Source organism: Rhizobium sp. NXC24, from assembly GCF_002944315.1.
Taxonomy (GTDB): domain Bacteria; phylum Pseudomonadota; class Alphaproteobacteria; order Rhizobiales; family Rhizobiaceae; genus Rhizobium.
The window spans coordinates 1,769,407-1,788,842 of record NZ_CP024314.1 but is presented as its reverse complement, the minus strand read 5'-3'; the positions used below and the strand labels follow the sequence as shown (position 1 = coordinate 1,788,842).

The 19,436-nt window shown below is 60.5% G+C and carries 18 protein-coding genes; 5 read left to right on the top strand and 13 right to left on the bottom strand.

Annotated features, from left to right (window positions below; genetic code table 11):
- Positions 1-38: 38 nt before the first annotated feature.
- Positions 39-2,531 carry a heavy metal translocating P-type ATPase gene (locus tag NXC24_RS32390; RefSeq protein WP_104827364.1) on the bottom strand — a complete coding sequence of 831 codons (2,493 nt, stop codon included), beginning with the start codon at positions 2,529-2,531 and terminating at the stop codon, positions 39-41.
- Positions 2,532-2,691: 160 nt separating this feature from the next.
- Here NXC24_RS32390 and NXC24_RS32385 point away from each other — a divergent pair, with 160 nt between their 5' ends.
- From NXC24_RS32385 to NXC24_RS32370, 4 genes are all read left to right on the top strand, one after another.
- On the top strand, positions 2,692-2,886 hold the full coding sequence (locus tag NXC24_RS32385) for a heavy-metal-associated domain-containing protein (protein WP_104827363.1): 195 nt from the start codon (positions 2,692-2,694) through the stop codon (positions 2,884-2,886).
- A gap of 15 nt (positions 2,887-2,901) precedes the next feature.
- Positions 2,902-3,312 (top strand): DUF305 domain-containing protein, encoded by a 411-nt coding sequence (locus tag NXC24_RS32380; RefSeq protein ID WP_104827362.1) that lies wholly within the window; start codon positions 2,902-2,904, stop codon positions 3,310-3,312.
- A 113-nt stretch (positions 3,313-3,425) separates the two neighbouring features.
- On the top strand, positions 3,426-4,904 hold the full coding sequence (locus NXC24_RS32375; protein WP_104827361.1) for a multicopper oxidase family protein: 1,479 nt from the start codon (positions 3,426-3,428) through the stop codon (positions 4,902-4,904).
- A gap of 217 nt (positions 4,905-5,121) precedes the next feature.
- Positions 5,122-5,460, top strand: coding sequence for a carboxymuconolactone decarboxylase family protein (locus NXC24_RS32370; RefSeq protein ID WP_104827360.1), 339 nt, complete (start codon positions 5,122-5,124; stop codon positions 5,458-5,460).
- A 112-nt stretch (positions 5,461-5,572) separates the two neighbouring features.
- On the opposite strand, the gene NXC24_RS32365 is transcribed toward NXC24_RS32370, so the two are convergent.
- The 5 genes from NXC24_RS32365 to NXC24_RS32345 form a co-directional block, all read right to left on the bottom strand.
- Positions 5,573-6,364 carry an amino acid ABC transporter ATP-binding protein gene (locus tag NXC24_RS32365; protein ID WP_281060723.1) on the bottom strand — a complete coding sequence of 264 codons (792 nt, stop codon included), beginning with the start codon at positions 6,362-6,364 and terminating at the stop codon, positions 5,573-5,575.
- Between the two features lie 11 nt (positions 6,365-6,375).
- A complete protein-coding gene (locus NXC24_RS32360) occupies positions 6,376-7,665 on the bottom strand; it encodes an amino acid ABC transporter permease (RefSeq protein WP_104827359.1) in 1,290 nt (429 codons plus the stop codon).
- Between the two features lies 1 nt (position 7,666).
- The gene (locus NXC24_RS32355) at positions 7,667-8,920 is read right to left on the bottom strand and encodes an ABC transporter permease subunit (protein ID WP_104827358.1); all 1,254 of its coding nucleotides are present in this window, start codon (positions 8,918-8,920) and stop codon (positions 7,667-7,669) included.
- 116 nt (positions 8,921-9,036) lie between these two features.
- The gene (locus NXC24_RS32350) at positions 9,037-10,053 is read right to left on the bottom strand and encodes an amino acid ABC transporter substrate-binding protein (RefSeq protein WP_104827949.1); all 1,017 of its coding nucleotides are present in this window, start codon (positions 10,051-10,053) and stop codon (positions 9,037-9,039) included.
- A 192-nt stretch (positions 10,054-10,245) separates the two neighbouring features.
- Entirely contained in the window at positions 10,246-11,484 is a 1,239-nt protein-coding gene (locus NXC24_RS32345) for a MalY/PatB family protein (protein WP_104827357.1), read from the bottom strand.
- Positions 11,485-11,598: 114 nt separating this feature from the next.
- Here NXC24_RS32345 and NXC24_RS32340 point away from each other — a divergent pair, with 114 nt between their 5' ends.
- Positions 11,599-12,498 (top strand): LysR family transcriptional regulator, encoded by a 900-nt coding sequence (locus tag NXC24_RS32340; RefSeq protein WP_104827356.1) that lies wholly within the window; start codon positions 11,599-11,601, stop codon positions 12,496-12,498.
- Here NXC24_RS32340 and NXC24_RS32335 read toward each other — a convergent pair whose 3' ends face one another.
- The 7 genes from NXC24_RS32335 to NXC24_RS32305 form a co-directional block, all read right to left on the bottom strand.
- Positions 12,499-12,969, bottom strand: a complete 471-nt coding sequence (locus NXC24_RS32335) for an alpha/beta hydrolase-fold protein (RefSeq protein ID WP_158704605.1) — start codon at positions 12,967-12,969, stop codon at positions 12,499-12,501.
- A gap of 122 nt (positions 12,970-13,091) precedes the next feature.
- Positions 13,092-13,934: a VOC family protein gene (locus tag NXC24_RS32330; protein WP_104827354.1), complete on the bottom strand. Its 843-nt coding sequence runs from the start codon at positions 13,932-13,934 to the stop codon at positions 13,092-13,094.
- Positions 13,935-13,947: 13 nt separating this feature from the next.
- A complete protein-coding gene (locus NXC24_RS32325; protein WP_104827353.1) occupies positions 13,948-15,180 on the bottom strand; it encodes an MFS transporter in 1,233 nt (410 codons plus the stop codon).
- A gap of 14 nt (positions 15,181-15,194) precedes the next feature.
- Complete coding sequence (locus NXC24_RS32320; protein ID WP_104827352.1) at positions 15,195-16,301, bottom strand: FAD-dependent oxidoreductase; 1,107 nt, start codon at positions 16,299-16,301, stop codon at positions 15,195-15,197.
- A gap of 272 nt (positions 16,302-16,573) precedes the next feature.
- Entirely contained in the window at positions 16,574-17,254 is a 681-nt protein-coding gene (locus NXC24_RS32315) for a cupin domain-containing protein (RefSeq protein WP_104827351.1), read from the bottom strand.
- The gene (locus tag NXC24_RS32310; protein ID WP_104827350.1) at positions 17,241-18,281 is read right to left on the bottom strand and encodes an alcohol dehydrogenase; all 1,041 of its coding nucleotides are present in this window, start codon (positions 18,279-18,281) and stop codon (positions 17,241-17,243) included. Before NXC24_RS32310 ends, NXC24_RS32315 begins: the two co-directional genes overlap by 14 nt.
- Before the next feature lie 13 nt (positions 18,282-18,294).
- The gene (locus NXC24_RS32305) at positions 18,295-19,434 is read right to left on the bottom strand and encodes an FAD-dependent oxidoreductase (RefSeq protein ID WP_104827349.1); all 1,140 of its coding nucleotides are present in this window, start codon (positions 19,432-19,434) and stop codon (positions 18,295-18,297) included.
- Positions 19,435-19,436: the final 2 nt, after the last annotated feature.

Sequence of the window (19,436 nt, the reverse complement as noted above, 5' to 3'; positions counted from 1 at the left end):
GTAGCCGGTCCCGTGCGGGACCGGCGGTATCTGGTTTATCAATTGGCGACCTTGAATCGGCGGAGCCTCAACGCATTACCGAGCACGAAGACGCTCGAAAGGGCCATGGCACCCGCCGCGAAGACCGGCGAGAGCAGGATGCCGAAGGCCGGGTAGAGAGCACCCGCGGCGACCGGGATCAGGGCCGTATTGTAGGCAAAGGCCCAGAACAAATTCTGGCGGATGTTGCCGATCGTCGCCTTGGAGAGCGCAATGGCGTTTGGTACGCCCTGCAGGCTGCCCGACATCAGGACCACATCCGCCGCCTCGATGGCGATATCCGTGCCCGTGCCGATGGCGAGACCCACATCCGCTTCGGCAAGCGCCGGGGCGTCGTTGATGCCGTCACCGACGAAGGCGACCTTGCCGTACTGGCTCTTGAGGCCGCTGATCGCGTCGACCTTACCATCCGGCAGGACTTCGGCGACGATCGCGTCGATGCCCAGCCGCGCCGCAACGGCATTCGCTGTGCGGGCATTGTCGCCGGTAATCATCGCGACCTTGAGGCCGAGATCGTGCAGGGCCTTGATCGCCGCGGGCGTCGTGTCCTTGATCCGGTCCGCCACGGCGACGATCGCCGCGAGCTTGCCGTCGATCGCGGCATAGAGGGGTGACTTGCCCTCGTTGCCGAGGCGTTCGGCGACCGAGGCCAAGCCGGCGACGTCATGGCCAAGTTCGGCCATGTACCGGTCGGCGCCGATTTGAACCAGCTTGCCGTCGACTTTCGCCTGCACGCCGAAGCCGGTAACCGATTCAAAATCCGACACGGACGATAGCGAGAGACCTTCCCCGGTGGCGGCGTCGACGATCGCGCGGGCGATCGGGTGCTCGGATTTGGCCTCGACGGCGGCAATGAGGCTGAGGATGGTCGGCCTGTCGAACCCGGTGGCCAGTTCCAGGTTCGTCAGCGTTGGCTTGCCCTCGGTCAGTGTACCGGTCTTGTCGACGGCGACGACCTTGGCGTCCTTGAGCAATTGCAACGCCTCGCCCTTGCGGAACAATACGCCGAGCTCTGCGCCCCGTCCCGTGCCCACCATGATCGAAGTGGGCGTTGCCAGACCCATGGCGCAGGGGCACGCGATAATCAGAACCGCGACGGCGTTGACGAGCGCAAAGGTAAGGGCGGGCGAGGGGCCGAAGTAGAGCCATGCCGCGAAGGTAATTGCGGCCACAGCCATGACGGCCGGCACGAACCACATGGTTACCTTATCGACCTGAGCCTGGATGGGCAGCTTGGAGGCTTGCGCTTCTTCGACCATGCGAATGATCTGCGACAGCACGGTGTCGCCACCCACGGCCGTCGCACGGAAGGCAAATGCACCTTTCTGGTTCACCGTGCCGCCGACAACCGCGCTGCCTGCGGTTTTCGATGCCGGGATCGGTTCGCCCGTAATCATCGACTCGTCGACATAGCTGGTTCCTTCAATCACTTCTCCATCGACGGGAACACGTTCGCCGGGCCTGACTTCGACGATATCACCGGCAACAACCGAGCCGATCGGCAGATCGACGGCCTTGCCGTCCCGCCGAACGCGAGCGCTTCTGACCTGAAGGTCGACCAGGCGCTTGATCGCCTCAGACGTGCGTCCCTTGGCGCGGGCCTCCAGCAGGCGGCCGAGCAGGATAAGCGTCACGATGACGCCGGCGGCTTCGAAATAGACGTTGATCGTACCAGGGGGCAGGAAACCGGGCGCGAAGGTTGCGACAAGCGAATAGCCATAGGCCGCGAACGAGCCGATGGCGACCAATGAGTTCATATCTGGGGCAAGTCGCCCAAGTGCCGGAAGTCCCTTATGATAGAAGCGGATGCCGGGGAGAAAGAGGACGAGCGTCGTCAACGCGAACTGGAGGTACCAACTCCACTGCATGCCGATCGTCGATTCGATGAGGCTGTGAACGCGCGGGATGAAGTGCGATCCCATCTCCATGAGAAAGACCGGCGCGGTGAGCACGGCGGCGATGGTAAAGTCGCGGCTGAGTTCGCGCCGTTCGGCGTCCTTCTTCCCGGCGCGCTCGGTGTTTTCGTCCTCTCGGTCGGCGCCGATAAGCTTCGCCTCGTAGCCGGCGTTTTCGACTGCCGCAATCAGGGTTGCCGCATCCGCCGATCCTTTGACCGTCGCGCGCCCGGTCGCAAGGTTGACGGCGGCCTCGCTGACGCCCGGAACGGCCTTCAAGGCGCGTTCGACGCTGCCCACGCAGGATGCGCAGGTCATGCCTTCGATCGAAAGCTCGACGGAACTGGCCGCAGGCGCGAAATTCCCCAGCACGGAATAGCCGACGTTTTCGACAGCCTGGACGAGTTTTGCTCGGTCGATGGCTGCGTGCGCCGTTATGCTCGCCTTTTCGGTGGCGAGATTGACCGATACGGAATCGACGCCAGGCACCTCCTTCAGGGCGCGTTCAACGCTGCCCACACAGGATGCGCACGTCATGCCGTCGATCGGCAGAGATATGACCGTCGATAAATCCGTTGGCCGGACTGAACTATTCATAGGAGGTCCTTTCACGCTCCGGAATTTGAATGTGAAGGGAAGGTGGGGCTTCCAACCATGGGAAGGTCAATAGCATTTTTTTCGTCGGACGACACTTGACCTTACCATGGTTGGAAACTCCACTTTGAGTGCCGTGAGATCAAAACCAAGGAGAATTCTCATGGAACTCAGAATCGAAAACATGACCTGCGGCGGCTGCGCAAGGTCCGTTACCAAGGCAATCCAGTCCGTCGATCCCGACGCCAAGATCGAGACCAATCCCGATGCACGCACGGTCAAGATCGAGACGACCGCTTCTCAGTCGGCACTTCAGCAGATTCTCGAAAAGGCCGGCTATCCGGCAACTGCGAGCTGATCAGGGAGCAAGATCATGAATAAGCTCACCCCGATCTTCATCGCCGGTGCGATCGCCATCAGCGCGGGCCTCGCGATCGCGCAGAGCCAGTTGAAGACGAACGATGCAACACCTGCGGATCATTCCATGCCAGGAATGGACATGTCTGGCACCGAGACGCCGGCGTCCGGCGCCCCTTCCACGCAGGCATATGCGGCCGCAAACGACCGCATGCACAAGGACATGATGATCGAGTACAGCGGCGATGCCGACACCGACTTCATGCGCGGCATGATCCCGCATCATCAGGGCGCGATCGATATGGCCAAGGTTGCGCTGCAATACGGCAGAGATCCCGAAGTCCGCAAACTCGCCGAAGATGTGATCAAAGCCCAGGAAGACGAGATTGCCACGATGAAGAAATGGCTCGCCGAACACGGCAAGTGATGACTGGAGAGCGGCTTATCGAAGCTGCCTTCGGCTCAGAAACAAGAAACGCGATATTGCGGTGAGCGGCCTTATGGGCGGATCGCTCCCAAACGACCAAAAGGAAGCAATCGATGTACCGACGTACTTTTCTGACGGGCCTGGCAGGCCTTGCGATCTCCGGGCCTGCCGCGGCCCAGATGATGCACGACATGGGCAACATGACCGGACACGGCGCTCACAACATGATGTCCATGGCCGGCAACAAGCCTGTTTTGCCGGAAGGGCAGCCTTTGCGCGAGTTGCCGCGCTTGATGAACGAGTCTAGCGAGGCCGGCTTGTTCAAGGCGAGGCTTGCCGCAGAGCCGGGCCTCGTTCGTTTTGCCGAGGGGCTCGACACGCCCATGCTTCTCTATAACGGCGGAAATCCCGTAATCGAGGCGCACGAGGGCGACCGGATCGAGATTAGCTTCAAGAACGGCATTCCCGGCGAACCGACGACGGTTCATTGGCATGGGATGCCTGTGCCGGCCGATCAGGATGGCAGTCCCATGGAGCCCGTCGCTTCGAGCAGCGAGCGCATCTATACTTTCGATCTCCCAGAAGGAAGCGCCGCATCCTATTGGTTTCATCCCCATCCGCACGGCCTCACCGCCGCGCAGGTTTATCGCGGCCTTGCGGGCATCTTCCTCGTGAAACCGAAGAGCGATCCGATCCCTGCCGAATATGGCGATACGGTCCTGATGTTCACCGATCTTCGGATCGCCGAAGATGGAAGCATGCCGGCGAGCAACATGATGGACCTGATGAACGGGCGCGTCGGCGACCATGTGCTGGTCAATGGCCAGAAAAACCCAGCCCTGGCCGTGGCGAAAGGCGAGAAGCGTCGCCTGCGCCTGTTTAACGCGACAAACGCGCGGTTCCTCCGGCTGAAGTTCGAGAATGCCGCCATAGTGCTCGTCGGAACGGATGGAGGCCTTATCGAGGCTCCCGTCGCCGTCGACGAGCTGCTGCTTGCGCCCGCCGAGCGTGTCGAGCTGATCGTCTCCTTCGACAAGCCGGGAACGGCAAGGCTCACCACGCTCGACTATGAGCGCGGGTGGATGGGGCCGGGCAAGCCCGACGAGGCCGGCATGACCCTGCTGACGGCGAATATTTCGGAGAAGCCGGCGCCTGCCATGCCCCCGCTTCCGGTGAAGCTGCGGACCATTAAATCCCTCGCAAAGCCGACGGTCACGCGTCGCTTGGTGCTGACGGAATCCATGAAGGGCATGGAGATGAAGTTCCTGATCAACGGCGCTACCTTCGACATGACCCGCGTCGACGAAGTCTCGAAGGTCGGGCAAGTCGAACTCTGGGAAATCGTCAACCAAGCAGACATGGATCATCCGTTCCACGTGCACGGGACGCAGTTCCAGATTGTAGAGCACGAAAAGGACGGCCAGGTCACCAAGCCATCGTACCGGGCCTGGAAGGATACCGTGAACGTCGTAGCCGGCGAGACGGTACGCATCCTGTTGCGACAGAATTTGCCGGGGCCGCGCATGTATCACTGCCACATCCTCGAGCATGAAGATCTCGGCATGATGGGCACGGTCGATGTTCACGCCTGAGCACCCGATCGTCAATCGAAGCGCGGAGGGAAAAGAGACGTTATCTTTCCTTCGCCTTCGATGAGCAATGCTCATGGCAACGTGAAAACATACCACTTCTGCTCATGAATCTTATCCGCTACTCCTGAGGCCGATGTGGGCGCTACCTCTCTGTTTTAACTGGGAGATCGGGCTTGCCGTCACATCGGATCAACCCAAATTCACGGAGAATCTTCAAATGCTCGAGTGGGGAAAATACCGGCAGGAACTGTCGTCGCGCGTTGCCGAACTTGGCCAGCTATCGCCTGCGACGCTCGAGGGTGTCCGCACCCTCGGCGGCGCTTGCCAGAAGACCGGCCGGCTGGATGCCAAGACCCGCGAGCTGATCGCGCTTGCCGTGGCGGTGACGACGCGCTGCGATGGCTGCATTGCCAGCCATACCGCCGAAGCCGCAAAAGTTGGCGCAACGCGCGAGGAAATCGCTGAGGCACTCGGCGTGGCGATTGCTCTGAACGCAGGCGCGGCTTTGGTTTACTCGTCGCGTGTTCTGGATGCTTTCGACACCGTCGGCGGCTGATCACGAAGGAAAAGGGGAGGAGGGCAAGATACTGTCCTTCTCCACAAGTCAGCCATCGAGGAGGTCAATGCGCACTCAGAGCCGCGGCAGCGCTCGTGAGCTCCGACGATGCCTAATGACCCAGGATCTGACTGAGGAACGCGCGCGTGCGTTCCGATTGCGGCGCACTGAAGAATGCTTTCGGTTCGTTCTGCTCCACGATCTGACCCTGATCCATGAAGATCACCCTGTTAGCCACGGCCTGCGCAAACCCCATTTCATGGGTGACGCAGAGCATGGTCATGCCCTCTTCGGCGAGCGCGATCATCGTATCGAGCACTTCCTTGATCATTTCGGGATCGAGGGCCGAGGTCGGTTCATCGAACAGCATGACGCGCGGCTTCATGCAGAGCGATCGTGCGATCGCAACACGCTGCTGCTGACCGCCTGAGAGCTGGCCGGGATATTTATGCGCCTGATCCGGAATCCTGACCTTCTCAAGGAAGTGCATGGCGAGCTCCCTGGCCTCCTTTTGCGGCATCTTGCGGACCCAGATCGGAGCGAGGGTGCAGTTCTGAAGAATGGTCAGATGCGGAAAGAGATTGAAGTGCTGGAATACCATCCCGACTTCGCGGCGCACTTCCTCGATCTTCTTCAGGTCGTTGGTCAACTCGATGCCGTCGACGACGATCTTGCCTGCCTGATGCTCCTCAAGCCTGTTGATGCAGCGGATCATGGTTGATTTGCCGGAGCCGGAGGGTCCGCAAATGACGATCCGCTCGCCGCGCCGCACGGTGAGATTGATGTCGCGCAGAACGTGAAACTCGCCATACCACTTGTTCATGGCCGCGATCTCAATGGCGACGTCTGCAAGACCGATGCGATCGTCCTGCGGGAAAGCTCGTTGCGTCATAGTGCCTGTCATGCGCATTTCTCCTAACGATGGTCCGTCTTTAGCCGGCGCTCGAGATACATCGAGTAGCGCGACATGCTGAAGCAGAAGACGAAAAACACGGCGCCGATGAAGATGAAGAGTTCCCAGTAAATCCCTTGCCAGTTCGTGTTGGCGCGAATGGCCGCGGCAAGGGCGATCGGATCGAGAAGACCGATGAACATGACGAGCGTCGTGTCCTTGAAGAGACCGATGAAGGAATTCACGATGCCGGGAATGGAGATCTTGAGTGCTTGCGGCAGGATGATGAGCCGCTGAGACTTCCAGTAATCGAGCCCGAGTGCCTCTGCGGCCTCATACTGCCCACGCGGCAGAGCTGCCAAGCCACCGCGGATGACCTCGGCCATGTAGGCGCTCGCAAAGAGCGTCACCATGATGACGACGCGCAGAATGAGGTCGAAGTTGGTGCCGGGCGGCAGGAAGTAGTTCAGGAGCAGCGAAGCCGTGAACAGCAGTGTGATAAGCGGCACGCCGCGGATGAATTCGATGAACATGACGCTTAGCATATGGATGAGCGGCAGCTTGGAACGACGGCCAAGCGCGAGCAGAATGCCGAGCGGCAACGACAATGCAATTCCCGTCACGCCGATGATGATCGAGAGCAGGAACCCACCCACGTCACGCGATGCGACAGCATCGAGAACGACCGGAACGAGACCGTTTACGTCTGATGTGACAGGTTGGACGGCGTAGATCCACCAAAGGCTCGCGGCGAGGATGGCGATGCTGACACCAAGCCCTCGACCGATACGTGCCGTCAACATGAACAGCCCAGCGGCGACGGTAAAGCCGAGGTAGACGGAGATCGGAAACCACAGGCTTCCGCCCCAGATCAGCCAATAGGCGATGCCTGGATAGACGGCGCTGAACCAGAGCGCACGCGCCGGCACAGCGCGGAACAGGACCGGCGCCAATGCCACGAATAGCAGCCCGAAAGCCAAAACCGGCCGCCAATAGAGATTGGACGGGTAGAAGCCGAACAGAAGCTGCGGCCAGCGGTCACGGATGACGCCCCAGCATGCACCGGGCGCTCCACCCAGGAGTTGCCGACATTCGGCAAGCGAGTTGGCTTTCCAGATGGAATTGCCAAGCCAAGGTGCAATGGCCACGGTGATCCACACAACCGTCATCATCGACGCGACGGTCAGAAATGTACTGAGCCAGCCGTTGAAGAGGTTCTTTCTCGCCCATCGCATCGGGTCATTTTGTCCGACCGGTCTGGCCGAGGGGGAAATCAAGTCCTGGCGCACCCAGGAGACGTTGTGCATGTTCATCTTAACGCTCCTTCAGCCTGACACGGTCGTTGTAGATGTTCATGACGCCGGAGATGATCAGGCTGATGCCGACGTAGATCAGCATCATCAGCAGCATGCCCTCGAGCTCGCGGCCGGTCTGGTTGATCGTGATGCCGCCGAGCGTCGAACGAAGATCCATGTAGCCGACGGCAAGGCCCAGCGACGTGTTCTTGGTGATGTTGAGATATTGCGAGATCAACGGCGGCACGATGACCCGCAAGGCCTGCGGCAGGATCACCAGACGCATCGTGCGACCTGACGAGAGCCCGAGCGCATGAGCGGCCTCCGTCTGCCCTCGGGAAATCGCAAGGATGCCGGAGCGAACGATCTCCGCAATGAAGGCGCCGGTATAGACGCTGAGCCCGATCCAGAGCGCGATGAAGGAATTGCGCAGTTGCAGACCGCCCGAGAAGTTCAGCCCCTTCAAGGCGGGATAGTCGAAATGAAATCCGAGCGTATAGAACAGGGCGATCATCGGCACTGTGCAAACAAGCAAGCTCTTCCACCAGGTCGCCGGTCGCCGGCCGGTCGCGCTTTGGAGCCGTTGAGCATGTTTGACCAGTCCCCGGCGGACGAGAAGCGAAAATGCGAGAACGCCGAAGATCGCCACAGAATTGAGGTCGAGCACGCTAAGGCCAATATTGATCTGGCCCAGGCTAAGGGAGAATTCGGGCACCGGCAGGTAGATGCCGCGGTTCGTGATGGCGATGCTGTCCCAGAGGATCATGGAGGTTGTCGGGTTTTCGCCGCGGAAAGCGTTCGGCGCCGGCATGGCCTCCGACATGACCGCCGCCGCCACGATGATCCAAAGCAGGGCGGGCACGTTGCGGAAGCTCTCGACATAGGCGGTCATCAGGCGGGCGACGATCCAGTTATCGGAGAGCCTCAGAACACCCGCCAACACGCCAAGGATCGTTGCGGTCACGCAGGCGAGCGCGGCAACAATCACCGTGTTGAGCAGTCCGACCAGGGCGGCGCGAGCATGGGTGCTGGTGCTCGAATAGTCGATGGCGTGAGGTGAGATGTCGTAACCGGCCGTGGCCCACAGGAAGCCGAAGGAGAAGTCCTTTCCGAGGGCGGCAAGGTTGCGGACCGTATTGTCGACCAGCCAGGCAGCCGCAAGGACAAGCATGATGAATGCGAGAACCTGGATCGTGCGGGCTCGGTAGCGGGTGTCGTTAAAGAGCATGCTCAGGTGAAACGGCTCGCGGCTAGCGTCGCTTTTCATTGCCATGAGTGATCTCCCTGAAGGTTCGCTGCGCGACCTTCGGCGCACAATGAGTGCGGTGTGGGCAAATGAGGACGGAAAAAGACGAATGGCGCGAGCCGAGCCCGCGCCGGAAGACGTTTTCAGCGGAACGGCAGCGGGTACATCAGGCCGCCCTGGTTCCACAGAGCGTTCTGGCCGCGGGCCAAACCGATCGGCGTCTTTTCGCCAATGTTCTTGGCAAAAATTTCCCCGTAATTGCCTTCGGCGGCGATCGCACGCTTCGCCCAGGCGGCATCCAGGCCCAATTGTTGGCCGAGATCGCCTTCCTTGCCCAGCAGGCGATTGATCTCCGGATTGTCCGTGCCGGTGGAGAGCTTCTCGACATTCTCGGCCGTGACGCCGAGTTCTTCAGCTTCGATCAGTGCATTCAGTGTCCACCGGGCGACATCGGCCCATTGATCATCGCCCTGGCGCACCAGCGGGGCCAAAGGCTCTTTCGAGATGACGTCGGGAAGAATGATATGGTCCTGCGGGTTCTTGAAGCTGGAACGCGTGGACGCAAGGTCTGAACCATCGCTGGTGTAGACGTCACAGGCACCCGCCAAATACTTCTGCGCAATATCGGCGTTGTTCTCGACCGGCACCGGCTCGTACGTCATGCCATTTTTGCGAAAATACTCGGCGAGGTTAAGCTCGGTCGTGGTGCCGGTCTGAATGCAGATCGTTGCGCCGTTCAGATCCTTGGCGCTCTTGGCACCGAGCGTCTTCGGTACCATGAAGCCCTGACCGTCATAGAAGTTTATGCCGGCGAAGGTGAACTTTAGGTCCACGTCCCGAGAAAACGTCCAGGTCGTCGTGCGGGACAAAATATCGATTTCGCCCGAGGCGAGCGCCGTAAAGCGCGTTTGGCCTGTCGTCGGAACGAAGTTTACCGCTTTGGGGTCTTTTAGGACCGCGGCTGCAATGGCACGGCAATAGGCGACGTCCATGCCTTGCCAAACGCCGGATGCATCCGGCGCGGAGAAACCGGCCTGACCGCCGGTCACGCCGCAGTTCAGCTTGCCGCGCGCCTGAACGTCGGCCATCGTGCCGGCCGAAGCGACACCAGTGGTCAGCGTTGCCGCGGCAATCGCGGCAAGTGCAATCATCATTTTCATTTTGCATTCTCCCAGTTTGTGATCCGGCGGCGGTGGCTTTTTGCCGATTTCTCCGCTGCTAAGATCGGTTGAGTTCCCGAATTCTTCGTCAGACCTTGTTTGTTCTTGAGTGATCTCGATGATGGCTTCGACCTGAACAGGCGCGTCCATCGGCAGCGCGGCGCCGCCGACGGCGGAACATCGGGCCACTCCTCAAAGCTCGGCGACGGCGGCGGTGATGCGCCGGATCGATTCATCGACGATTGCGCGTGGGCAGCCGAGATTGACGCGCATGAATCCATGTCCCTCGATGCCGAACTTCTGGCCCTTGTCGAGCCAGACGCGCGCCTTGGTCAGCATGAATTTATTGAGGGCATCGGCATCCATTCCGAGGCCGCGGCAATCCATCCAGGCCAGGTAAAGAGAGTCCGTCGGAAGGACCTTCAGGCGCGGATCCGCTTTGTGGATCGCGGTAGCAAAATGTGCGTGATTTGCCCTGAGATAGGCCAGCATATCCTCAAGCCATGGCTCGCCATGCGCATAGGCCGCCTCGGCGGCAACCATTCCCAGCACGTTGACCAGTTCGAAGACATTGCGCTCGTACTGGCGGCGCAGTTCGTCGCGGAGCCTCTTGTTCGGGACGAAGACATTGGCGCTCTGGAGACCCGGCAGGTTGAATGTCTTGCTCGGCGCGGTGCAGGTGATGCTGTTTTGCGCGAACGCTTCGCCGAGTGACGCGAACGGGATGTGCTTCTTGGCCGGGTTGAGGATCAGATCCTCGTGGATTTCGTCGGAGATGACCAGGACGCCGTGGCGGGCGCAGATTTCGCCCATCGTCCGCAGATCGTCCTCCGACCAGACGTTGCCGGTCGGGTTATGCGGGTGGCTGAGGATGAAAATCTTCGTATTGCCGCGGATCGCCGCTTCGAAAGTCTTCTCGTTGAACCGATAGCCATCGCCGGTGAATTCGAGCGGTGCATAGGCGAGGTGCCGGCCATTCAAAAGGACGTCGTTGTGAAAATGCGCGTAGACCGGCGGTTGGATCAGGATGCTGTCGCCCGGCGCCGAAAAAGCCTGAACGGCCGTCTTCAGCGTGGTGATGATGCCGGACGTCTGGAGAACCCATTCCTTCGCGACCTCCCAACCGAAACGCCGCTGCTGCCAACCGATCACAGCGTCGAGATAGGATGCGGTTCCCCCGCCGGGATAGCCGAAGACGCCATGATCGACCGCCGCGTGGAGCGCGTCGATGACGGCTTGCGGAGCCTTGAAATCGGTATCTGCCACCCACATCGGCAGGGGATCGGCCGCAGCTTCGTCGGGCGCCAGCAGTTTGCTGACATAAGCCCATTTCATGGAGTTGCTGTTCTTGCGATCAATGACCTCATCAAAAATCGATGATGTCTGCGCATAATCTGCAGGGTGATGTTGCGCAGTTGCCAGCTTCGTCACAGCGGTTTCCTTTCGTCTCGGCTGCCTCGTTGAGGCCTGATTGACGAAAAGTTAGCTGCATTGCATTATGAACGGAAATGGTATGATTTCATCTACTCATGAGTTGGTATCATAATGATCGATCGGCAGCACCTTGCGATTCTGAGAGAAGTCAGCCGCCGCGGTAGCGTTACTGCGGCCGCCGAAAAGCTCAATGTCACTCAGTCGGCTCTGAGCCATACGATCGCCAAGTTCGAAGAACGGCACGGCATCAAGATCTGGATGAAGACTGGCCGGGGCCTGCGATTGACGCAGACGGGCGAATATCTGCTGAGCATTGCCGAACGTATCCTGCCGCAGATGGAGCATGCGGAACGGGTGCTGACTGACTTCGCGGTGGGAAGAAGGGGAGCGCTTCGTGTCGGCATGGAATGCCACCCCTGCCAGCGCTGGCTCACGAGAATAGCGACGCCCTATCTGACAAAGTGGCCCGATGTGGATTTCGACGTGCGCACAGCCTTTCGTTTCGACGGCGTTGAGGCGCTCCTCGGTTACGAGATCGACCTGCTGATAACGCCGGACCCCGTGGAAGCGCCGGAGCTGCGTTTTACGCCTGTGTTTGATTACGAACTGGTCCTGATGGTGCACGAGACGCACCCTCTTGCCAGCCGCACTTGTGTACAGCCGCAAGACCTGCTGGATGAAGAGCTGATCACGGTTCCCGTCACCCTTGAGCGCCTGGACATCTACACCCAATTTCTTGTTCCGGCGCACTGCCGGCCCCGCCAGCATCGCACCGCCGAAACCATCGACCTGATGCTGCAACTCGTCTGTGCGGGCAGGGGCGTGACGGTTCTTCCGGATTGGCTGCTGCATGAGGATGGGTCCGGACTGCCAATCCGCGCGCTCAGCCTGGGAGACGCCGGCATTCGGAAAAGCATCAATCTGGGCGTACGGCGCGGCGAGGAAAGCATCTCCTACATCGACGGTTTCCTGAAGCTCGCTCTGGAGGTGGGGCGCTCAGCTTTGCCGTGATCAGTTGCCAAGGGCGTTCTTTATGGCCCATGCAAAGCCCGGCCTGGCGGAGCCGATATGGTCCTTGCCGGGGATCACGGTCGAGGATATTCGCAGACCGCTGTAACCGCGCGAGCGAAGACGCTCTTCAAACTTGTGTTGGAGATATGGCAGGACGACATCGCCAAGATACCGCTGATAGGCGGCTGCGCCGCCATAGAGCTTTCCGCTGCTCGGAAGGGCGACCGGCGTATAATCACGGCGCCGGCTATCCTCAAGGTTCTCGCCAAGGGCGTAGGAGAGGCCGACGATAACGGCTTGATCAATGGCATTGCTGTTTGCAAGCGCTCGGGCGTCGCAACTTAAGGTCGGAAAAGCCCGGCCGCCATCGGCGATGATCACCAGAGGATAGGTCTTTCCGGAACTCTCGGAATAATCCGCAGGCAGGCTGACATAGATCTCGTAACGGCGGCGCGAAACAGGATCCGGCAATTGCACCGTCAGATAATCGCTTTTCGAACAAAGCGATTTGGTTTCAGAGGCTGAAGAAGGCAATGAAACCGACATTGCCGTCACGAGCACTAGCAAAAGGACAAGGGCAGCTCGGATATGCATCAGTCGGCCGAGACAAAGCTGATGGCTACACCGAAGGCGTTCTCGGGCTTCACGACAACGCAATCGCCGACCATACTGAATGCGATGCCCGCTTCCGATAGCAGAGCTTGCTGTCGCGCCAAATCTGGAACGGAGACCGTATAGCCCGTGAAGCCGCCGTCGCTTCCACTCTTCTCCGCGACGAGTTTGCCATTTTTCGCCAGCTCATAAGTCACCTGGGTGTGGTCGGGCCTGTTCGGCTGGACATCTGTGAAGTCTGCCAGGAAGCCGGCATGATCTATGGGGTCCGCGCTCGCCAGCGTGACCGCCAGGATGTTTGTCGCGCCGTTCGGGTGCTTCTGAAAATCCGGGTTCCAGAAGTTCTCAGGAAAATGCTGCCGGCAAACGAAGAAGGAAGCGTTTGGAAGCTTAGGGTTCATGGCAAAGGCCAGCGTGAAGGCGACATGCGTCTCGCGGCCATCTGGACGGCGCCCCTTGCGTTCGAAAAAGAACGGTTCGAATTCGCCGATCTTCCTTTGCGAAAACGCCGCCGCGTCCGCCTTTGCGTCCGGGCTGTCGAGCACCAACATCGCAAAGCCTTCGCGCTTCCTGAGGTAATCCCGCACGAAAGCGCCGAAGCTGAAGCGCCGAGGTTCATGCGGCGGGATCACTCCGGGCTCGTCGCCCACCGTAATCAGCTCGATGAAGGAAGAGCCGAACTGGACAAGCCGGTTTTCGGTGCCCCAGGGATGGCGATTGCGGGCTCCAACCTTGAATCCGAGGCGCGCATAAAACTCCGCTGCGGCCTCAAGATCATGAACCGCGAGTACGATGTGATCGATACGGCGTTTGGAAACGGGCATTGCACTCAACCTTTCATCTGCTTTTTGTCAGCCTCGCCGCACGCCAAACCAGCGGAACAAGGATGAAGGCCACCGCGGGCAGCACTAGCCAATTGATAGTGCTCCAGCCAGAGCTATGCAGCAGCGATCCCGAAAAGAATGAGGCGCAAGCGACTGTACCGAAGACCATGAAGTCATTTGCGCCCTGCGCCTTGCCGCGTTCGGACGGAGAATGGCAACCGGCAACCATGGCGGTGGCGCCGATGAAGCCGAAGTTCCAACCGATCCCCAAAAGCACCAGTGCCCCCCAGAAATGCGCGACATCGAGGCCGCTCAGTGCAATGAGCGCCGAAGCGCCGATCAGGAGGAGACCTACCGCGGCGACACGCTCTTTGCCAAAGCGCGCCATCAGCCGGCCGGTGATGAAGCTTGGTCCAAACATCGACAGAACGTGCCATTGAATGCCGAGCGCTGCGGAATCGACGGAATGGCCGTGGCCAACCATAGCCATCGGTGCAGCCGTCATAACGAAGGTCATCAGCGCATAGGATACGACGCCGGTTGCGACCGCCAGGAGATAGCGCGGCGAACACAGGATTTGAGACAGTGGCCGGCAATCTGCCATTTCTGTCGATCCCGCCTTGGGTGTCTCAGGACGACGGAGTGCCAGCAGGATCGGAAGGGCGAGCATCGCCAGTGCCGCTTGACTGAGGAAGCTGCCGGCAAAAGAATGCCCCGGAAGCGCCTCACGCGTCCAAATGACCAACTGTGGTCCGATCACCGCCGCAATCAATCCGCCGACCATCACGCGGGAGATCGCCTTGTCGCGCGCTGCGCCAATCAGGCCGTCGGTCGCTGCGAAGCGGTAGCTCTGCACATAGGCCGAATAGAAGCCAGCCATGAACGTGCCGATGCAGAAGACGATAAAGCTCGCGTTGAGGATGCCGATGGTGGCGACAAGGCCCGCTGTCATGCCGATCGTTGCACCGAGAAGATAGCCGGTTCGACGCCCGAACCGCCGCATGATGGCCGCCGCCGGCAATGTCCCGAGAGCAAGCCCCAGATTGAACATGCTGACCGGCAAAGTGGCAGCGGTGGGATTGGATGCCAATTGTTGCCCGACAAGTCCGCCCAAGGAGATGATGATGGGGGAACTCGCCCCTCCGAGAGATTGGGCAGCCGTCAGCACCCAGACATTCCGGGAAGCGACATTCTGTTGTTCCGACAAACCGGTCGTGTCGCGGAACGTCCGATCGACGATTCCCATGAGCAAAAGTCCTTTCAATTCCTATTTGTCGCGAGCTTGTTGATAAGGTCGGTAGCCGCGCGAGTGGATGCCTCCACTGCGCCAGCCAGATAACCGGCTTCTACCGAGCTGGCCTCGCTCCCGGCCAGCACAAGCCGATCCTTCCACGGGCCGGTGATCCAGCCTTCATCCGGGGCGTGCGGATGGCCGGCGGAAAACCAGTCGGCGGATGTTGCCGTCAATGGATCGGCGGCCCAGTCCTTGTAGAGCGTGGCCCGCGGCTGGGCAGCTTCCGGCCCGAAGATGCGAGCGAACTGCTGGACGCAGGCCATAGTCAGCGCTTCCTCACCTATCGCCGCGCGTTGCTCCGCACCCATTCCAACGAAGCCGAACAGCGCCGCACTGCCGGTGGACGTCGTCGCATCATGGATCTCCGCCAGAGGCCCGACCATGCTCTGCGCCGTGCCCGAAAAGCCCGCCTCCCGCCAGAAGGGACGATCATAGACGGCAAAGAACTTTGCATGCGGCGCCATCCAGGTCGGGGTTTGTCGCCATAGCTCAATCGTCGCGGGTTCCTGGGGCGGCTCGAACCGGATCGTCGATTCCAGGATACGCGGCGGCAGGGCCGCTATGACCTGTGATGCCTGCAATTTCTCTTTCTGTCCGTCTGCGAACCGGATCGACAGCTTCACTCCGGCGTCCGTCAGGCGCATCTTGGTGACCTGCGCTCCGCACCGGAGCCGCGCTTCCGGCAAGTCCCGCGCCAGCGCCCGGACCAGCGCGGCAGACCCTCCGACAAGCCGCATCGTCTCGGGTTCCTGATCCAGTCCGGGATAGCGCTTTGCCGATTCCCGCGACATCCGTTCGAAGACGATGTCGCCATCACTATTCTGCGCGAAGGTTGGCAGATCGAGCTCCGCGACGAGCGCGGTGATCGCAGGCTGCATCCGGGGCCAGAACCAGGAGGGCCCAAGGTCGAAGCCATCTGCGTCGGGTTGGCCTGTCTCGTTGACGGTCTGGATCCGGCCGCCGAGCGTTGTTCTTGCCTCAAGGAGCAGGAATTCGATCCCTGCCGCATGCAACAGGCGCGCCGCATTCAGTCCCGCCAAACCTCCGCCGATAATCGCAACATCTGTGTTCATCTGTCTCTTTTCCGGGAAGTTGATCCCAGCGGCGCTTGCGTCGTTCAAGGCGGCGAATATGCCAATAAGGGAGTGGCAAGTGGTCCGCTAGGTCAAGGGCCGGTGGCCGGCGGGACGAATTCGTTGATCCGCGCGGCCATACCATGAGGCCTATCAAATCAGAAATGACGTTGCGTCATGTATCGATGAACTGCGCTCATAATGCTGAGATTCGACGTACCTCAAGCAGATGGCGCTGGCTCACGCGCGGATAAGAGTCCTTCCCGCTGGTTTCAGTCGGGCATCGGCAACACGTCGGGGTGCTGGAGAGGGGCATCCTTGATCCAAATCTGCGCACCCTCCGGCCCCGTCATTGCTTCAAGTGGCTCGCCTGCAGGCAAGCGACCCCAGCTCTGTGGCTCCAGTAGCTCGCCCCGAACTGTAAGGCTGCCCGAAAGCACTAAGAATTCGAGGCCGCGGCGATTTTTAACCGTTATGGTGAAATCCGGCTGCCAGTTCTCAAGCGAAACCTGTTCTTTTTCGTCTTCGAAAAGGACACGTGTTGTTTCGGCTCCATCGCGCAACGATGCCGCCTTGCCCTCGCCAGGCTGGCAGACGATTTGCACGTCGTCGCCCTTCCGGAACTGCCAAAGACGCACGAAGATCGTGCAGCCCTCTTCCGATGCGGGCACATGCGAGGTGCCGGGCGGATTGCGGAAATAACTTCCCACCGGATAATCCCCATGCTCGTCCTGGAAGGTCCCCTCGAGCACGAGTATTTCCTCGCCGCCGGCATGGACGTGGCGCGGAAAGGCGCTACCCGGCGCGTAGCGCACGATCGAGGTTGCCCGGGCGATTTCGCCGCCGACGCGATAAAGCATCCGCCGATCCACGCCGGCGGCAGGACTCGGCTTCCAATCGAGCCCGGCCGCGTGGACGATGACCGGTTTTGTCAGGTCTTCATTGATGCGCATTGGACTGATCTCCCATCGTCAGGACGATCCGGAACTTCACGTCGCCGGATCTCATTCTTTGAACGGCTTCCGCAGCTTGTTCCAGCGGCATGGTCTCGATCATCGGGCGCACTCCCGCCAGGACGCTGAAATCCAGCGTTTTCTCATTCTCGAACGGCGTACCCGTCATCGAGCCGATGAGGCCTCGCTCGCCGCCGACCAGGTATCGCGTCGACACAGGGAGCGGATCCTTGCCAACGCCGAGCACGACAAGGCGACCTTCCGGTGCAAGCGCGGGCATCAGCGCCGTGACCGCCGCCGGATTGCCGGTCGTCGTCAGGATCGCTTTCGCGCCGCCCATCTCGTTGAGAACGTCGGTGGCGTTTTCCTTATTCGTATCAATGTAGCGATGGGCACCAAGGTTCATCGCATCTGTGGCAATATCTTCGCCGCGCCCGACCGCCACGACGCGAAAACCGATCCTGCGGGCATATTGCAGCGCCATGTGGCCGAGGCCGCCAATTCCGAGAATAGCGACGGTGTCGCCAGCCTCGGCGCCCGATTTCTTCAGCGCGTTGAATGTGGCAAGCCCCGCGCACAGAATGGGAGCGGCCTCCTCGGACGACAGTTCGTCCGGAATGGAGACAAGCCCGGTCGCCCGCACGATCATCATTTCCGCATAGCCGCCATCGCTGGAGGCGCCGACCACGGTCTGGTTGCGGCAGAGATTGAAGCGGCCACGACGGCACTCGCGGCACTCGTTGCAATGGCCGCCGAGACGGCCGACGCCGACGCGCTGTCCCACCTTCCAGATCGAGGGCGTATTCGGACCAACAGCGGCAATACGGCCGATCACCTCATGGCCGGGAACACGGGGCGGCTGCAATGTGGGATCAGCATTGTCGATGTCGCTGGCATCGGCACCGCAGATGCCGCAGGCTTCGATGGCGATCAGGACTTCGCCCGCCTTGGGTACAGGGGTTTGCCGCTCCACGAGTTCAAGACCGTGTTGCGCGGTAATCTGCATCGCCCGATAAGTTGCCTTCATGACTTCCGCTCCTTTATGCGTTGGACATTGTCGGGATCGCTGTTTGCGGACCCGATCTGTTGATCAGGCTGATAGCGGCACGTTCCCCGGCTTCGACGGCGCCAGCCAGATAGCCGGGGTCGTGAACTGCGGTTTCGCTGCCCGCCAAGGTGATCCGATCGCTCCAATTATTGTCGGTCCATTCTCGACGGCGGCCGTCGGGATAGCCCGTCGCCATCTGGTCCAGGAAGGTGGCCGTCAGGGAATCTTCGGCCCAGTCCTTGTAGAGCGTTGCCGTCGGCCTCAATGCATCCGGTCCAAACAATTGCCCGAGTTGGGCGATCGAAGCGTCGGTGATGGCGTCGCGACCGACTTCTCTTCTGTAGTGTGCCGGAACGCCGACGAAGCCGAAGAGGGCTGCTTTCCCCGACGCGGTGGTGGCGTCATGGATCTCGACGAGTGGACCGGCCATGCTCCTTGCCGCGCCGGAAAGTCCGGCCGATCGCCAGAAGGGGGCCTCATAGAGAGCGAAGAACTTTGCATGCGGCGCCATCCAGGTCGGCGTCTCGCGCCAAAGCTTCTGAAGCAATGCACCCGGCGCCGGATCGAATTCGACCGTCTCGGCCAGCAAACGCGGCGGTAGCGCGAAGATGACATGGCCGGCAGCGATTTCTTCGACGAAACCGTCCGCCCCAACGACATGGATAGTAACGCCCCTGTCTGTTCGCTCGACCCGGGTCACTTTGGTTCCGAGACGTATGCTGTCCGGCGGCAAACGCGCTGCCAGCGCAGAAATGATCGAACCACTGCCGCCCACCAACCGCATGGACGGTGGGTCTTGCCGGAGCGTGCGATAGTGCTCGGTCGCCGTTTCCTGCGCACGCTGAAACACCGTCGCGCCATGGCTGTGCTGGGCAAAGAACTCAAGGCCCAATTCGTGTGCGAACCGGCTGATGGCGGGATGCACATCCGGCCAGAACCAGGATGGACCAAGATCAAATCCATCGTTTGAAGTTTTGCTGTCGGGATCTGCCGTCAGGATACGTCCGCCCAGACGATCCTGCGCCTCGATCAAGCTGAAACTGATGCCCGCGCGATGAAGGCGATAGGCGGCCGTCAGGCCGGCGAGCCCGCCGCCGATGATCATTATGGAGTTTGAAAAGGAAGATATCATTG

Bases quoted from the DNA above. Each gene is read 5' to 3' on its own strand.
- NXC24_RS32390 (WP_104827364.1), bottom strand. From the start codon at position 2,531: ATGAATAGTTCAGTCCGGCCAACGGATTTATCGACGGTCATATCTCTG.
- NXC24_RS32385 (WP_104827363.1), top strand. From the start codon at position 2,692: ATGGAACTCAGAATCGAAAACATGACCTGCGGCGGCTGCGCAAGGTCC.
- NXC24_RS32380 (WP_104827362.1), top strand. From the start codon at position 2,902: ATGAATAAGCTCACCCCGATCTTCATCGCCGGTGCGATCGCCATCAGC.
- NXC24_RS32375 (WP_104827361.1), top strand. From the start codon at position 3,426: ATGTACCGACGTACTTTTCTGACGGGCCTGGCAGGCCTTGCGATCTCC.
- NXC24_RS32370 (WP_104827360.1), top strand. From the start codon at position 5,122: ATGCTCGAGTGGGGAAAATACCGGCAGGAACTGTCGTCGCGCGTTGCC.
- NXC24_RS32365 (WP_281060723.1), bottom strand. From the start codon at position 6,364: ATGACAGGCACTATGACGCAACGAGCTTTCCCGCAGGACGATCGCATC.
- NXC24_RS32360 (WP_104827359.1), bottom strand. From the start codon at position 7,665: ATGAACATGCACAACGTCTCCTGGGTGCGCCAGGACTTGATTTCCCCC.
- NXC24_RS32355 (WP_104827358.1), bottom strand. From the start codon at position 8,920: ATGGCAATGAAAAGCGACGCTAGCCGCGAGCCGTTTCACCTGAGCATG.
- NXC24_RS32350 (WP_104827949.1), bottom strand. From the start codon at position 10,053: ATGAAAATGATGATTGCACTTGCCGCGATTGCCGCGGCAACGCTGACC.
- NXC24_RS32340 (WP_104827356.1), top strand. From the start codon at position 11,599: ATGATCGATCGGCAGCACCTTGCGATTCTGAGAGAAGTCAGCCGCCGC.
- NXC24_RS32330 (WP_104827354.1), bottom strand. From the start codon at position 13,934: ATGCCCGTTTCCAAACGCCGTATCGATCACATCGTACTCGCGGTTCAT.
- NXC24_RS32325 (WP_104827353.1), bottom strand. From the start codon at position 15,180: ATGGGAATCGTCGATCGGACGTTCCGCGACACGACCGGTTTGTCGGAA.
- NXC24_RS32320 (WP_104827352.1), bottom strand. From the start codon at position 16,301: ATGAACACAGATGTTGCGATTATCGGCGGAGGTTTGGCGGGACTGAAT.
- NXC24_RS32315 (WP_104827351.1), bottom strand. From the start codon at position 17,254: ATGCGCATCAATGAAGACCTGACAAAACCGGTCATCGTCCACGCGGCC.
- NXC24_RS32310 (WP_104827350.1), bottom strand. From the start codon at position 18,281: ATGAAGGCAACTTATCGGGCGATGCAGATTACCGCGCAACACGGTCTT.
- NXC24_RS32305 (WP_104827349.1), bottom strand. From the start codon at position 19,434: ATGATATCTTCCTTTTCAAACTCCATAATGATCATCGGCGGCGGGCTC.